The following is a 15,317-nucleotide window of genomic DNA, read 5'->3' on the forward strand; positions in this document are numbered from 1 at the left end:
GGTTTGATCAATGGCAGCGAAGACGACACATTTTAAAGTAAACAACGGTGACATGACGCTGTTGAAGACGGGCGATGGCCACTCCATCGTCGTGGACATCAATATTCGGGCAGTCGCAGATGATCCGAACGACGACGCACCTGATGTTGCGAAGCAACTCCGGGAACGGCTGTCGCGCGATGATGAGGGCCGCCTCTACGTCGATGCGTTCTTGTTGACGCACCCGGACGCTGACCATTGCAGAGGTCTTGAGAAGCACTTTCATCTCGGACCGCTCGATGAGTGGAAGAAGGCGGACGATAAGATCGTAATCCGTGAAATGTGGTCTTCACCGATCATTTTCCGCCGGGCATCTCGGCATCATACCCTTTGCGCGGATGCCAAAGCATGGGCTGCCGAAGCTCGTCGGCGAGTTCGGGAATTCCGGGCAAATGGCTATGCCTACGACGGGGACCGCATCAAAATCTTGGGTGAAGACGTCGATGGCAAGACTGACGATCTGACGGAAATCTTGGTCGTGGGTGGCGACGTGTTTCAAACGATTAGGGGCGTAACTGACAACACCTTCTCCGCGCACCTTCTTGCTCCACTCCTGGCGGATGACGATGAGGAAGCCGAGTTTCTGAGCAAAAACAACTCGAGTGTTGTGATCAACATTTCGCTCGGCAAGGCCGACCTTCAGAACCCCAGCTACTATCTCCTCGGCGGAGATGCAGAGGTGGGCATTTGGGAAAAGCTCTGGGGCAAGTACGGAGATGACCCCTCCCAGTTCCAATATGACATCTTGATCGCTCCGCATCACTGCTCCTGGCATAGCCTTTCGTGGGACAGCTGGTCGGATTTTGGCGAGGACGCCGAGGTTTCTGACGACGCGAGATCTGCTCTCGGCCAGCCAATGTCTGGCGCGTTCGTCATCGCTAGCAGCAAGGAGATCAAGGACGATGATGCCGATCCGCCCTGCATTCGCGCAGAGCGTGAGTACAAGTCGATCCTGAAATCGGTCAATGGAAATTTCACATGCCTGGGCGAGCTATCCGGTGACGCTCCGCTGGAGTTTGAAATTACCTCGTCTGCTGGGCCGAGACGAATGGAGCGATCCACGAACAAGTCGAAGCTGGCCGCGCCGGCGCTTCTCGGCCTTTCAGGCGCTGCAGCAGGCAGTCAAACCGCACTCGGCTCGCAGCCGTTCAAGCATGGTGATGACGATTGAGCAAGCTGTCGCCTGCAATCTTCAGAGCGGTGCGCCAGATAATGGCGCACCCTCGCGTTGTTTGGGTGGAGAACAACCTGGACCGCGACATATCGATTGTTGCCCATGTTAACGCCGGTCTAGGGAGCCGGTGGCAAGCAGACGGCGTCAGCCCAAACGGCGTTCAGTTGACCGAGCCAATTACGGTTCGATTCTCAGAACACTATCCAAGCAACTGCCCAGACATTAGTCTGCGTTCCGATTTCGATCGGTCGCACCCACACCTCTTACCAGGTAGCCCCGATGAGCCACCACGCCCCTGCTATATAGACGGACATCCCCACGACTTTCTTCGACTTCGAGGCATGCACGGTGTCATATCCCAGGTCGCCGACTGGCTTGAAAAAGCGGCATCCGCGGAACTGATCAGTCCGATACAGGGGTGGGAGCCTGTTCGCCGAGATCGGCTCGACGACTATGTTGAAGCCGATGCAGACATTCTCCGAGCCCTGGTTGATAGGGATGGCGGTGGGGTTTTCTTCCGGGCTCCCTTCACAATGATAGGAGATAGCAAATCTCGATCGATATGCTGCCATGTATTGGAAAGGCTGCAATTGCGGGAGAATGTCGCCAAAACGCTCTTTAGCCAATATAATCAGATTGGGATCGCAGTCGTCGTCTGGCCTGGTCGATCACCAACCGGCGAAGAGGTTGTCGCCTCGACTTACGCTCCAGAGACCGTCACCAATGTCCAAGAACTCTATGAGCGGGCCGGCTCGCTTGGTCTTTCTAAACAACTGCAAACATATCTTGGCCTCGTTCGTACACGTTTGAAGTCGGTGCCAAGCGGTGTCCCGACCGTCATTGCAGTCGCTCTTCTGGTTCGACGTCCTTTCGAGGTCATCGGACAAGGATCTCGGATCGAGATTCTTCCCTATGTCATGGAGGTTTCTAATTCCGATGACTTGGCGCCTGCCAGTTTGTCTCCTGTCCGACTGGCGGCGCACAGAGATGCGATTAGTCCAAAGCTCCTGTCGACAATGGCTGGGCGGAAGATCATCGCTGATCCGCCAAAATGGACCCTGCTAGGCGCAGGCAGCGTCGGATCCAAGCTCGCAATTCATCTAGCCCGGGAAGGCAGAGGCCCCGGAACAGTCATCGACAGCAGTCTGATGCGGCCTCATAACTACAGCAGACACGGTCTGCTGCCTCTATCTCGCTTCGACGCCCTAAACGACGTCAAAGCGCAAGCGCTGAGCCATTCTGTAAGAATGTTGGGGCAAGCCTCTACCGGATATTACACGGATGTAGCGTGGCTTGCGTCCGCCGGGACAGACGAAGAATGGAAAGGAGCTTGGCCGCGTGGGACGCAATTTCTGGTGGACGCGACAGGCTCTCCGTCCGTTACGGACGCGCTCTGCCTCTCAAACATCGTGCGTTCTCGGCCGCGGGTCGTGGAGACCAGTCTTTTTGCGGGTGGTCGAATTGCTTATTTCGGTCTGGAGGGGACGGGTATAAATCCCAATGTTCAAGACCTTGCCGCTGAGAGCTACAGGATCTTTGCCAACGATGACACGTTGCGCGGGCTTGCGTTCAACGGGAGCGGCGAACTAGTCCCAATCGGCCAAGGATGTTCAACCCTAACGGCTCGAATGTCAGACGCAATGCTTTCAGCGCCGATACCGGCGATGGCAAAGAAATTTTCAAACCTCTTAGATTTAGATGAAGTCGCTCCAGAAGGTTCTGGAGAGATTATGATCGGGGTCGTTGAGGAGGATCTGCTTGGTCAGTCTTGGAGACGAGACAAGGTGGAAGCTTTTATCAAACTCAAAGGCGATGATCCCAGCGCACCGTCAGTGAGGATTTCCCGACGTGTTGCTTCCATAATCGACGAAACGATCGAGGCTCATAGCGGCGTCGAGACAGGCGGAGTTCTAATCGGCCGCTTCAACGAAAGCACCAACAGTTTTCATGTGGTTGACTTGATCCGTGCGCCAAGCGACAGCAAATTCACTGCGACGCTTTTTTCCCTTGGCACCGCCGGACTGGCCGAGCGCATCGCCGAGTACGTGGACCGCAGCCATGGAACGCTGTACCCGATCGGAACCTGGCACAACCATCTATCCGACAGCGCGGCTTCAAGAACTGACCTCGCTACGGGAGTGCAACTCGCCTTCGGACAGAGGTTTCCTGCCGTCATCCTGATCCGCACGCCTTCCGTTTTCCATGGGCTCGTCGTCGAGGCAGCGGACGCTGAAGATACAAACGAACCTGCTGTGATGATAGCTCGCATATCGGAGGAGGAAGCGTGACCATGGGCCTGTTCAAGCTTTTTGATGCTTATACCGTAAGAGCTCGAGTTGTACCGGCCCTCATTGCAGGATTACCGACGCTCGCCTTTCTGTTTCTTATTATTCCGTGGGATCATTTCAACGTATCCCAAGCGATTTCGGCGACGATGGCGTTCGTCCTGCTCATTGCTTTTGCCGATCTTTCCCGTCACCTCGGCAAAAAAGCCGAAGCGAAATTGGGAACTCGAGTCACTCCGGAACTGTGGTTTCGCGACAACGATGGTGTCGATACAATATCCAAAGACAGGTACCGGGACTTTATATCAACACAGCTCGGTGTAGCTGCACCGACAGCTGAAATGGAAATCGGCGATCCGAAAGCCGCTCGACAGTTCTATTTAAGTGCTGGTACCTGGCTCCGAGACCATACTCGCGATCAACAGAAATTCCGGATTTTGACCGACGAGCTTTTCACCTATGGATTTAGGAGAAACCTCTTCGGTCTGAAGCCTGTTGCTCTGACACTCAATCTCCTCGTGCTCGTCTCATGCGTTGTCGCAATGACGGTGTCATTCCGCGTCGACCTACCAGCTCTGCAATCCCCCGGGAGGTTGATAATCGCCGTTATCGCGGTCATCTTCCATTCGGGATTCATGGTGCTTGCGGTAAATAAGGACTTTGTGCTCCAGGCGTCGCAGGCCTATGGCATTCAGCTAATTTTGTGTTGTGAAACGCTTATGGCTGGTGTCAAGCATGCGCCTCGCAAGCGATTGCCGAAGACCGCTGCAGAATAATCCGGCCTTTGTCAGAGGGCTGCCACCTGTATCGCGCAGACGGATACCGCTTAGGCGTCGCCGTCGGATTCATAAGTCTTCACAGCCGTGCAATAACCGCCTCGCTTTTGAGGATGACCTCGGCCGCTGGCTTCAGCCACGTCACCCCCGACTGTCCAGCGCTGGCAATAAATTGTGACACCGGCAAGGTCTGACGTGATGTCAACAGCTGGACAGCTGATATACCGGTTAGCAAACTCTCTAAGGCTCAGCGTGATCCGACGACAGGTTGACCCTGACTAAACAGGATGCCATCGGCCTTCTTTAGCATCGCGTCAGCAATGTGAGCGTGACCCTGAGCCGATGGATGCATGGGGCCTCCGAGCGAACGTTCAGCCTGCCAAACTCCAAAATCCTCATCTTTGGCAGGCTCATTGATAGCGGCGCCCTTAAAATAAAAGGATAGCATGTACGCGTCGTTGAAGGTTCTTACCCATCGCTTCCGGCTTTCGTAAGGATAAAATGCGGTGCTAGGATTGAATACCTGCCAGTTTGCCTGGCCATCGCTGCGCTTCTTGTGAGGGATGTCCCAGCTCTCGATCGCGTCCCCCACTGGGCCACGCTCGTCTCCGAAGTCACAGAAGCTGTGGCCGGCAAACTTGCCGACGTGATCGTCGGCAAAGGTCCAGCCGTTGTGCCTCGCAACCCCTCGGATATTGTCGTTCAACTCATCGACGATCTGATCGGCGGTGCGCGGTGTTACCGTTTCTGGACTGTCATGTTCCACGATGGAGAAAAATGTTGAGACATTCATTCCACGGTTCCCGCTCCCGCAAAAACTGGTCTCTCCGCGTGTCAATCTGGGATAGGCTGTCAGAAGAACATGAGATGGATCCCGCATTTCAAACCTGTCTGCGATTGCAGCTTCCAGCATATTAAACCGTTTGGCAAGGCGCTGCATTCGCGTTTCGGCTTCGCCGATCGTGATCACATTTGCAGCGTGTTGGTAGATCGATAAAGCCCGATCCGAGAAGGGACCGAGGTCAATAGGTAGAATCCCAGAATTCATCACTGCCTTCGAAACAAGCGGACCGAAGCCGATATCATTCCCTCCGATGCTGACGAGCAGCAAATCTATCGGCCGTTGGAGCTTGCCTGCTCGCAGCTTCGGGTAGCGATCTATGGTCGAGCTCGCCGGCCAACTCGCACAAGTCTGATTGTCATGTCGTAAAACAGCAATGCCCTGCCTTTGGCCGAGAATTTCAACTCGATGGATATCGTTCCTGAAGTAATTGTCCTGCGCATCGAGCGTCATGGGGAAAGGTGAGTACTGGATCCGGCCGCCGCTCAATGCGTCGATGACACCGCTGATCTGAGGCTGATGCAAACGCTGCCCGGCACTATCGTCTACCGTACATTCGCGATGGTCCTGTGGCCAAAATAGCCCATCGGAGATCTCGGCTCCCGAACACGCGTAGGAAATGAACGTAATCGAGTGATGGCGAGCACCTTCGAACGCAAGTGCGATCGCAGTGCGGGCTTGCGCGGAATAAATCGAGCGGTGACATTGGTCGTCGAGCCACTTTGCAGCGGTGCCCGCCTTGATCCGACCATCAGTTCGCTTTTCACGAGAAGGAATAATGAGGTTCGGATAACTAGGGTTGGCCCTCGTAGCGGAGACGCCAATGTAGGGCGAAACGCCATTGACGCGGTCAAGTTTCGCGGGCACATCGGGATTGCCCTCCCCCGACGCGAAAGAATCACCAATTCCAACAATAAGCAGATCCTTTACCGCAATCGTTTCGGAAAGAGCTGGCACCGTTGGATCATCTATCGTCACGGTGACCGGATAGCTGCTTCCGTACTTCGTACGCAGATAAATCGGCACGCCGCAATTGTGACTGGCGTAGCTCCATCGCTCCGCGCCGCGGTATAGAGGTTGCGGAAGAAACCCAAACCCGGCGGTCGCTTCACCACCAATTGAAAACTTACATGCGCCTTCGTATGCGTGCCAGCCATACCCATTCCGAGCCTCAATCTTGAGCTCGACAAAATGCCGTTTTGGCACCACGTACTCGTTAGATGTGCCACCGCTCATTTGACCGAGATCGCTGAGACAGCCCGCATAGCTCTTGTCGATAGGATTCCAGCATGTTCCGGCTGCCGGCGACGTGCCTTCTTCACTCCTGAGCATCGATGCCCAACCAAGGCGAGGATCAAAGTTGATTTCTGGTCGCCTGAAATCGATCGCTTCATCGTGCCGGAGCTGTTGAAAGCGCACGAGGCGGGTCTCACCAGCAACGTCCGACGGGCCATTCCACCAGCCAACGCTATTCAGACGAGATTCCATATCGGATACAATCGTGGTGGTACTACCGCCCGAATTTTTGATCGCATCGGTGTAAGCCCATTCCTGAATGAGCTCATCGGAGGCATATCTGAAAAAACGAAATGGCTGAACGACCTGCCATGTCATCCTTAATTCAAGCGCACTCGCAGCGGTCGCGGCTGAAGTGAATATCACAAGGCTCAGAAAAATCAACCGCACGATATACCCCCCATACGAACCAATAGTCGAGATTCTCTTCTGCCGGTGCTGAGGCGGCCGACGATATGCGTACTCCGCCTTCGGTCGATACTTGTGTCGTTTTGCATTTAATCGCAAGACTCTGCATACAATGATTTCAACAAGGTAGCCCGGCACTTAATTTGAGATTGGGCACTTAATTTGAGATTCTGGCATCGATTTAAGCACTTAAAGTGAGATTCGCCGCCGAGGAAAAGATGGCTGCCTCCGGCCAATCTTCACTTGAAAATTCCAGATATCACAATAGGTTATTGCCAATTTGATAAGCGTCAAGCGCCGAAACGCGAACCAAAAAATCTCATATTGAGTGCCATCATCTGCCGGAACGGGCGCATTCTTACGATTAATTGCCAAACGACAATCTTGTTGACTTGTGTGTGCGTTTTCAGCGCGAAACCGAGAAACTCGCTTGCCGCGATCACCGTCGGCCGGGTGAAGGGAATATCTCCCAAATTGACACCGTCTCAATCTTCAATCTCAAGGTTGAACATGGACCAGAATGGAAAAATTTAATCTATTGCAGAGAGTACAATTCTGCTTAGCGTTCCTGCATCGCTCATCCCGTTTGCGCGGCAGCAACCTTGAAGGACGGGTATTCGATGGAGTGCTTCCGGATTGACGAGAGCGGCTACACCGGCTTCGATTTGCTGAACGCGGAACAGCGTTTCCAAGGCGCATCCGCGATCGCCATAGAAGATGACGAAGCCGCCAGGCTCATCCGCAACTACTTCCCGCGGCTGCAGGCAGGCGAGCTAAAATATCGGTCTTTGTCGCGACGGCCTGGAAACCACGAGAGACTGCTTGGGTTGTTGCGCGATATTCACACGCATTTCGAGTGCGTCACCTATGTCTGTGATAAGCGCTATCTGCTGACACTCATGTTCGTCGATTACGCTGTCGAACCCTTCTACTATGAACGAGGCCATGACCTTTATGTCGATGGCGGCAACTATGCCATGGCGTCCTTGCTGTACACAGTCGGACCCACGCTTTTCGGCTGGGAGGGGTTTGATGAGTTAATGACCGCATTCCAGCTAGCGGTGAAGGAAAAATCGCCGCTGTCGCGGATCAGACTGGTCTCAGCTGCTAGAAACATCGACTGGCGTCGGCTCGAAGAGGTTCTAGGACCGATCACGCAGGCTTGCCCGGATTGCTGGCAAGCGATCGTGACCCCTGGCGTCAACACCGACGCTGCCTGGATCGTGCTGCAATCGCTCATTTCGCGAATGGAAGCGATGGCCAACGGAGTGTACAGGGTCGAACATGACCAGTCCAAAAACCTCCTTGCCTACCACGCGATGATCAAAAAATTTATCGACCACGACGAAGAGATCGAATTTCGGACCACCGAAATCGCGAGCCTGAAATTCCCGCTGAAACTGACCGAAGTGGTGCAGGTGGACTCCAAACGCAGCCCCGCCGTGCAGCTTGCGGATGTAATGATCGGCGCTGCAATTGAAGGTGCGACCACTATGGCTGGGATACGCGCGGGCGGTTTGGATCCTGAAGAAGTTTCCAAAATCTATGCCGACGGCCAATTCATCCACATGAGTCCGACGATCGATTTCGAAGAAAACCGCCGTTTCCGCAAAGGCTCGCGATCATCCGAGATGATTGATTATTTCGCCGAACACTTCTCCGATCGGGACAAAGGTGGGCGCGCTTAGCCGCCGCTCTTTATCGTCTTGATGTTGCGCGAGATCTGGGGTCGATCGATGCCTTCGGTCTCCGTTGTCGTCAACAGCGTGCCGTTCGGACCGCCGCCTTCCTCGTGTGGAAGGATGCCGTTGGTCCGATACCAAGCGAGCTTCGCAGTCCACTTCCAATCGTATTCGGCGTCCCCGAGCATGCCGAGGTGTTCCCAGTACCAGTTCTCGCCGGTGTCCGCGTCCTCAATGGTGAAATCTGGATAGCGGCGCGTCCCGTCCCTACCGATCAACGGTAGCTCATAGGCGTATTCTATCCCAGCCGCCGCCAGCGCATCGGCAATGATCACCTCGGATTTCGAGATCATGAGCTCTCCACGCCGCGACCGTTGGATATGCTTCTTGTCGAAGACGCGCTCGCCCACTTGGACCGGCTCGGGTGGGCCGAAAATGTTGGTCAGCCTGCGTCCAGTGTCCGACATGAAGCGGTATTCAAGGAGCTTGAAGGGATCACCCTGGCAGAGAAGCACCAGACGCGTGCTCTGCCGCGTCAATGCCGTATAGAGCAGCTCACGCGAGAGGATGCGGCAGGGGTTCGGAACAACGACGAACACGGTGTCGAACTCGCTGCCCTGTGCTTTGTGCACGGTGAGCGCATACGCAAGTTCCAAAAGGCGTCCGTCCTCATCTAGGTCGCTCGGCCAGAAAGCATATTCAAAACCTGGCTGTGACGACAACGAGACCTTGAGTTGGTCTAGGCTGACGCTGCTTCCCCTTTTCCGAAACGGACCGGTGACGATGCCAATCTCCCCGTTGGCGACATATTTCAGTGGCTCATTTCCCTCCTTATCTTGGTCTGGATACACCCACCGGCGTCGATGATTTCCAACGTTGATGACCTTATCGCCGTAAATGATCCCGTCGCTACCCATAGGCGCCGGTACCTTCGCAAAGCGACGATCTTCGTTCTGAGCGCGCTTTCGCGTCTCTCCCCGAAAGCCCGACTGGATCAGCCGATTCAGGATCATCGTACCGGCAGCCTCCCCTTTCAGGGGCGACAACACTTGCCAGCGATCGGCGGCGCTGCCCGAGGACCAGAAATTGAAATATACGTAGCCATTGCTCTCATTGCCGCCCAGAGCACGCATCGCAAAGGATTTCTCGATGTCGGCCGCGTCGATTCCAAGCTCCTCCGCGATCACCTTGGGCAGTAGCGCCGCAAGTTGCGATGGTGAGGACCACGAACAGATGCGCAGATGCTGGCCGCAGTCACCCCCAGCAAGCTTCGAAATGATCTCGTCACCGCCGGGTCCGGTTGGTCGGCCGCTGAAAAGCTCCGCCAGCTCGAGGTCCTGGCGATGATCGCCCTTTTGTCGACTGCCGATCGTGAGCTCGGCATAGCCACGTGTGACGCGCGGCTTTCCTGCCGGAAACGTCTCGGGCGTCAGCATCTCGACGATATCGACGAACGGCCTTCCAGCACCAATCGGCGGCAGCTGGCTCGGATCACCGACCAGGATGATGCGATCGACGCCGCTCAAGGCATCGAGCAAGGCAGCAAACTGCTCCTCCGTGAGCATGGAGGCTTCGTCGACAACTACGGTCTTGAAGCTCGATACCCGCTCGAGGTCGCCGACGACACGGTAGCTCTGCGTCCGCTCGTCGTACCGCCTCGGGCGGAGAAACTGCGCCAATGTCCGCGCGTCGATGCCCGTCGCTTGCTGGAGGCGAACGCGCGCCTTCCCCGTCGGAGCGAGCAGAAGAACACCGCGGTCCTTGATCGGCCCGGCCTTGCAGAGAAACCTCAACAATGTCGTCTTGCCGGTGCCGGCTGCACCGATCAGCACGGAGAAGCGGCTAGATGCTAGCTCTTCGAGCGCGGCTGCCTTCTCTCCGCGGCCACGGTCCTCCAGTGAGTTCTTCGGCGCAGGTGTGCCTTTGAACTCCCGGTCGAGCTCTGCGCGCCAGTTGATCTCGATGACGTGGCGCTTGCCCCTGTTGACACGCTTCTGCACGGTATCCGCGATCAGCTCGCGCGTCACGGCCAGCCTATCGAGCTGAAACGCAGGCTTGCCGTCCTTAAGCGAGCAGGCGACAATGACCGGCGCCAGCCGCGCCGCATGGATCTCGAACTGATCCTCGGTTGCCGGCAGCAGCGGACTCAGCGTGAGCTTGCGCAGCCGCGAGATGATGTCTTCGCGGGCGAGCAGGGTGTGGCCCTCCACCGCCGCCGCCTCGATGACGGCAGTCGTCGCCGCCCGGAGACGGCGGCCGTCGATCGGCCCGGTCATCGCCGAAGGCGCGGCGAGTGGGTGTGCGCTCGCCACTTGCTTTTCAGGGAATGCGCCTTGGTCAAGGGTACGGAAAGCGATGGGCTCGGGCTGCAGGCGGTCGGATTCGTAAATCATGTAGGGGTTCTTCAGGACTGCTGCATCGGAGATCTCTTCCTCACCGATGCGAAGACCCGCCTCGTTTCGAGCGGCCCCGTCCCACCATCGCGTCGCTTGTTGGAAAGATATGTCGAATCTCGCAAGCAGCTTTGCGAAGTCCAGTCGCTTCCGTCCGCGATCGCTAGCGTAGTAGTTCCAAGTCTGAGCGAAGCCCTTAATTTGGGCTCGAAGGTCGCCGGAAAGCTCCTTCGGGTCGCGTACGAGTGATGCGAGGACAGGCCACGGATCGGCGTTCTCACCGGCCTTTTCCCAGCAGTAGTGGGCGAGCTGATACCCATGCTCGACTCCCATGGAGCTGAGGACGGAACCGAGGCCCGGATATGGCCCCCGTAGGCTCCAGAGCTCGCCAAGCCGATGGTCGATCCACTGCAGTTGCGACGACCAGTTCCCACCGAAGCGCTCTGCATAAGTGCTGAGCGCCTGCTTCACCGACAGAAGCGCCGCGATCGCGCTTCCAGACGCGACATGCTCGCTCGCATATGAAAATTCGCCCTGATACTCGTCCGGTACAAAGGCGATGCAATCTCTCGGATCAAGGCTTGCGTCGGCCTCACAGCGCGCCAGAAGGGCGTGATAAGGCAGGAGCACGCCATCGTCTCCGTGAGGCCGGATGCTGTGGCACACCGAGCGCTCCCATAGGTACGATCGCAGCGCACCATCGGCTGGTGCCTCGTAGTCCCACTCCTGGAGATTCCCGATCGAGGTGACACGGCCGACACCGACGATCATCCACTGGTCATCATCGATCAGCGGTGCGCGCTTCGCATAGACGAACACCAAGCTCCGTTGCGGCTGGATCGCACTAAAGAACGCATTGAGAAGAGCCTTCTGGTTGGCCTCGCCCTGGATCCATGGGCGTTCAGCCAGCCACTCTGGCTCGGACGGCTCGTAATCCGGACGAGCGTCGATCCCATAGCGTTCGACGATCGACTGAGGATCGATCTCGCCCTGCCGCCACCGTGCCCCCCAGGCTCGTTCCTTGAGAAGCCAGCCGAACGGCGTCGCCGCTGTCGAGAACGCGGGGTGCATGAACTGGGTGTCAGCGATGTGGCGATGATCTTCGCTGGTGCTGGCGTAGGCATGGCGCGTCATCCGCCGCTGCGGCTTCGGCGACAGAAAGTTGACCCGTTCGGCAAAGCAGGGCGGAGCGTGCTCGGACGGAATGTCGTGCAAGAACCTCCCCGCATAAACGGTCTCGACGCCGTCGTTTCGGACGGCGCCGATCCTGTTGAGCGCCAGACAACTCGAATTTTCGCTGGGGCGGATGCAGACGGTTCCATTCCAACCTGCATCATGCCATGGCACTCGAACCGATAGATGCCGCAATGGGAGATGTTGTTGCAACCGACCAGTAGTATTCGTCGCCATTTCCCCTCCCTTGAGACGCAGAACGTTCCACTCTAAGCATACCTACTTTATTGCACGCATGAGGTTGCGCCGGCCATGATCTCCAACAAAAAAATTAATGCAGGAGACGCCGCTCTGTGCCCGCGCGTCCGCTCCCCTCGCTATGCTGATTTCCGCGCCTTATCTTGCGGTCGCAGGTAGCGAGCGGAAGGGATACCTGCTACAACCCAAAGATATATTCGCGGGTGTCGAAAGTGGACCAAATCAAGCCAACGCAAGCGGGAATGCTCCGCACGAACCTGCGAAATCAGATCAGGCAGACGCCTCTTCCAAAGTGGAAGTCGCTTTTGCCGCTTTTCGAAGCGGTGATGAATTCGTTTCAGGCGGTACAAGACTCCAGCGCTGATCGGGAACACCGCATTACAATCGAAATCGAACGCGACGAACCCGGCCTCTTCGTTGACGAGACGCCAGCAGTGAAGGGTTTCGTAATTACAGATACCGGTGTGGGATTCGATGATGACAATTTCGAATCCTTCAACACAGCGTATTCAGACCACAAGTATGATCGGGGCGGCAAAGGTCTCGGCCGCTTTATGTGGCTCAAGGCATTTGATCGGGTGGAGGTGGATAGTGTCTTTGAAGCTAACGACAGCGGTGAAATCACTCGCTGGAGGCGAAGATTCACTTTCGATTTTGCCTATGATCCGGAATTCGCGTCATTGTCAGAGGCCGGATCTCAACTTTCGCGGACGATAGTTCGGCTCGAAAATTTCAAGCGTCCCTATAGTGAAGAATGTCCACGCGATGTGGACCAGCTCGCACTACGTCTCGCGGAGCACTTTATTGTTGTCTTGATGAGCCCGGATTGCCCATTCGTTGACCTGATTGACGGCGGTGTCAAAACTTCGCTGAACAAGGTCTACCGTGATCATTTCGCGAAGTACGCTTCTGATAGCTCCTTCACAATCGGCGACAGGACGTTCACAATCCATGGGTTCCGACTTACGGCGCCGCGTGCGACGAAGCATAAACTGATCTATGCCGCCAATTCACGTGGTGTGCTGTCTGAGATGCTCGACAAGTTCGTCCCGAACCTCGCGACTAAATTGCAGAATGTGGATGGAAAGAGCTTCGCCTACCTAGCCGTGGTTCAAGGGGACTATCTGAACGACAAGGTCAACAATTTTCGCACTGACTTCGAGATGAGTGAGGACACTGAAGAAGAATTGTTAGGTGTTGTTACCGGCGAAATTCGGCGTTCCGAGATCAGGGATGCATCTATCGACTTCATCGAACGCGACCTGGCGACACTGATCGCCACGCTGAATGAGATCAAGACGCAGCGTGTTATGTCGTTCGTCCAAACAGACGCACCCCAATACAAGCCCCTGCTGCGCTATCTACCGTTCTTCATCAGAGACATCGCTCCGAATGCCAGCAAAACGGATATTGAGTTCGCGTTGCATCGAGAACTCCATCGGCGGGAAGTCGCGCTCAAACGAGAAAGCGGGAAAATCCTGATAGAGGCGGCAAAGCTCAAAGACTACGATGGATATCGGGACAGACTTGCCGAATTCCTCGAACAGTCTAACGAGCTGGGCGCAAGTGCCTTAGCTCAGTACGTAATGCATCGAAAGATTGTTCTACAGCTTTTCGATAAAGCACTTTCCGCAGACCGAAAAACGGAGAAGTATCCGTTGGAAGAGGCGGTTCACAATATTCTGTTCCCTATGCGATCGACGGACAGAGATACGCTCTATTCTCAGCATAATTTGTGGATGATTGACGAGCGACTTACCTATCACTGGTTTTTGTCTTCTGACAAACCGCTCAAGAAACTTGATGATTTTCAGTCAACGTCCCCTCTAAGACCAGATCTCTTCATATTTGACCGGAAGATTACATTCTCAGAGGGTGAAGAAGGCCAGCAGCCGGTCAACAGCTTGGTGGTGGTCGAGTTCAAACGTCCCCAACGGGACGACTATTCTGACCAGGACAATCCCCTGCAGCAGGTGCTCGACCAAATTCGTGACATTCGCAAGGGCCAGGTCAAAGACGAGAAGGGTCGGCCGATCGTGCTGGCCTATGAAAAGGTGCCGACGTTCGCCTATATCATCTGCGACATCACTCCCTCGCTGCGGGAAGTCCTTGTTGATCGGGATGCAACGGGGACCCCCGACGGTCTGAGCTATTACGGGTATCACAAGAACCACTCGGTCTATTTCGAAGTCATTGATTACGCAAAGCTTTTGACCGACGCGAAGAAACGAAACCGCGTATTCTTCGACAAGCTCAACCTCATGGGCGGCAAGGGGTAACGAAGCCCTCATCGAGCTAAGCCGCCTTCGATCTGCCCCTCTTGAGCAAAGTTCTAAACAATTCGCGACATGGTCATGGCGTTGCCTCCGGAACTGACTACGAAAAGCCGCGCTAGGTATGAGGCCATCTCGCGGCGAATGCTGCCCTGACAGGTGTCTGGACTTGCGGCGGCGCCATTCTGATATACTCAGCTGCAAGAGCAAAATTTTCGGAGGACAGAGCGCTTAGATACGCGATCGCCTCGTCCGTGGAAAATTCACGTCCTGTGACCTCGGCGAAGTTGGATGCAAGCGCTGTCCAAACTATCGCGTCAAACCCATTACGCCGTCCCCATTCCTCTATACCGGGAATAGCTTGGGGATGGCGCTCTTTTGCGCGCTCACTTAAATCGCCAGTCGTCAGGTCGATGAACCCTGCGCCATTGATGTGTGTCATACCCTCACGGCTACGAAGATTCTCGCGCGCTTTGCCCAGGTCATCGGATGAACTGACGGCGTAGAATGTCGGGCACACGGTCCCGTTTTGCTCATCGACTACAAGCGTCAACCGTCCGTTTCCAGAAACTCTGCTGAACTCGATCTGAAGCGGCGGCCCGCCGGCGTTGAAATGCCCGATGACCTCGAGCTGCTGAGGATTCCAAATGAGCGAACCCCAACCAAGTACTGCTATTCGCATCTCTCACCCTCCTCACTTGAAAGCCAGTTAAATCAAA

The 15,317-nt window shown here is 55.6% G+C and carries 8 protein-coding genes; 5 read left to right on the plus strand and 3 right to left on the minus strand.

Annotated features, from left to right (window positions below; translation table 11 throughout):
- The first annotated feature begins 10 nt into the window (after positions 1-10).
- Genes mblB through RRH01S_RS27600 form a run of 3 tightly spaced genes read left to right on the plus strand, consistent with a single transcriptional unit; the run spans position 11 to position 4,274 of the window.
- Entirely contained in the window at positions 11-1,210 is a 1,200-nt protein-coding gene (gene mblB / locus RRH01S_RS27590) for an anti-phage 6A-MBL system MBL-fold protein (RefSeq protein ID WP_042475717.1), read from the plus strand.
- 41 nt (positions 1,211-1,251) lie between these two features.
- Positions 1,252-3,501 (plus strand): anti-phage 6A-MBL system cap2_3 protein, encoded by a 2,250-nt coding sequence (gene cap2-3 / locus RRH01S_RS27595; RefSeq protein ID WP_234711770.1) that lies wholly within the window; start codon positions 1,252-1,254, stop codon positions 3,499-3,501.
- 2 nt (positions 3,502-3,503) lie between these two features.
- A complete protein-coding gene (locus tag RRH01S_RS27600) occupies positions 3,504-4,274 on the plus strand; it encodes a hypothetical protein (protein WP_052365297.1) in 771 nt (256 codons plus the stop codon).
- Positions 4,275-4,521: 247 nt separating this feature from the next.
- Here the strand turns inward: RRH01S_RS27600 and RRH01S_RS27605 are convergent, their stop codons facing one another.
- Positions 4,522-6,801, minus strand: coding sequence for an SGNH/GDSL hydrolase family protein (locus RRH01S_RS27605; RefSeq protein ID WP_131597886.1), 2,280 nt, complete (start codon positions 6,799-6,801; stop codon positions 4,522-4,524).
- 620 nt (positions 6,802-7,421) lie between these two features.
- On the opposite strand from RRH01S_RS27605, the gene RRH01S_RS27615 reads away from it, so the two are divergent.
- The gene (locus RRH01S_RS27615) at positions 7,422-8,507 is read left to right on the plus strand and encodes a DUF3800 domain-containing protein (protein WP_234711761.1); all 1,086 of its coding nucleotides are present in this window, start codon (positions 7,422-7,424) and stop codon (positions 8,505-8,507) included.
- Here the strand turns inward: RRH01S_RS27615 and RRH01S_RS27620 are convergent.
- Positions 8,504-12,028, minus strand: a complete 3,525-nt coding sequence (locus RRH01S_RS27620; protein WP_161600016.1) for an ATP-dependent DNA helicase — start codon at positions 12,026-12,028, stop codon at positions 8,504-8,506. The genes RRH01S_RS27615 and RRH01S_RS27620 overlap by 4 nt on opposite strands.
- A gap of 509 nt (positions 12,029-12,537) precedes the next feature.
- Between RRH01S_RS27620 and RRH01S_RS27625 the strand changes: the two genes are divergently transcribed.
- Positions 12,538-14,604: an ATP-binding protein gene (locus RRH01S_RS27625; protein ID WP_131597888.1), complete on the plus strand. Its 2,067-nt coding sequence runs from the start codon at positions 12,538-12,540 to the stop codon at positions 14,602-14,604.
- A gap of 112 nt (positions 14,605-14,716) precedes the next feature.
- Here RRH01S_RS27625 and RRH01S_RS27630 read toward each other — a convergent pair whose 3' ends face one another.
- Entirely contained in the window at positions 14,717-15,280 is a 564-nt protein-coding gene (locus tag RRH01S_RS27630; RefSeq protein ID WP_042475738.1) for a hypothetical protein, read from the minus strand.
- Positions 15,281-15,317: the final 37 nt, after the last annotated feature.

It is taken from the genome of Rhizobium rhizogenes NBRC 13257 (genome assembly GCF_000696095.1).
GTDB lineage: Bacteria > Pseudomonadota > Alphaproteobacteria > Rhizobiales > Rhizobiaceae > Rhizobium > Rhizobium rhizogenes.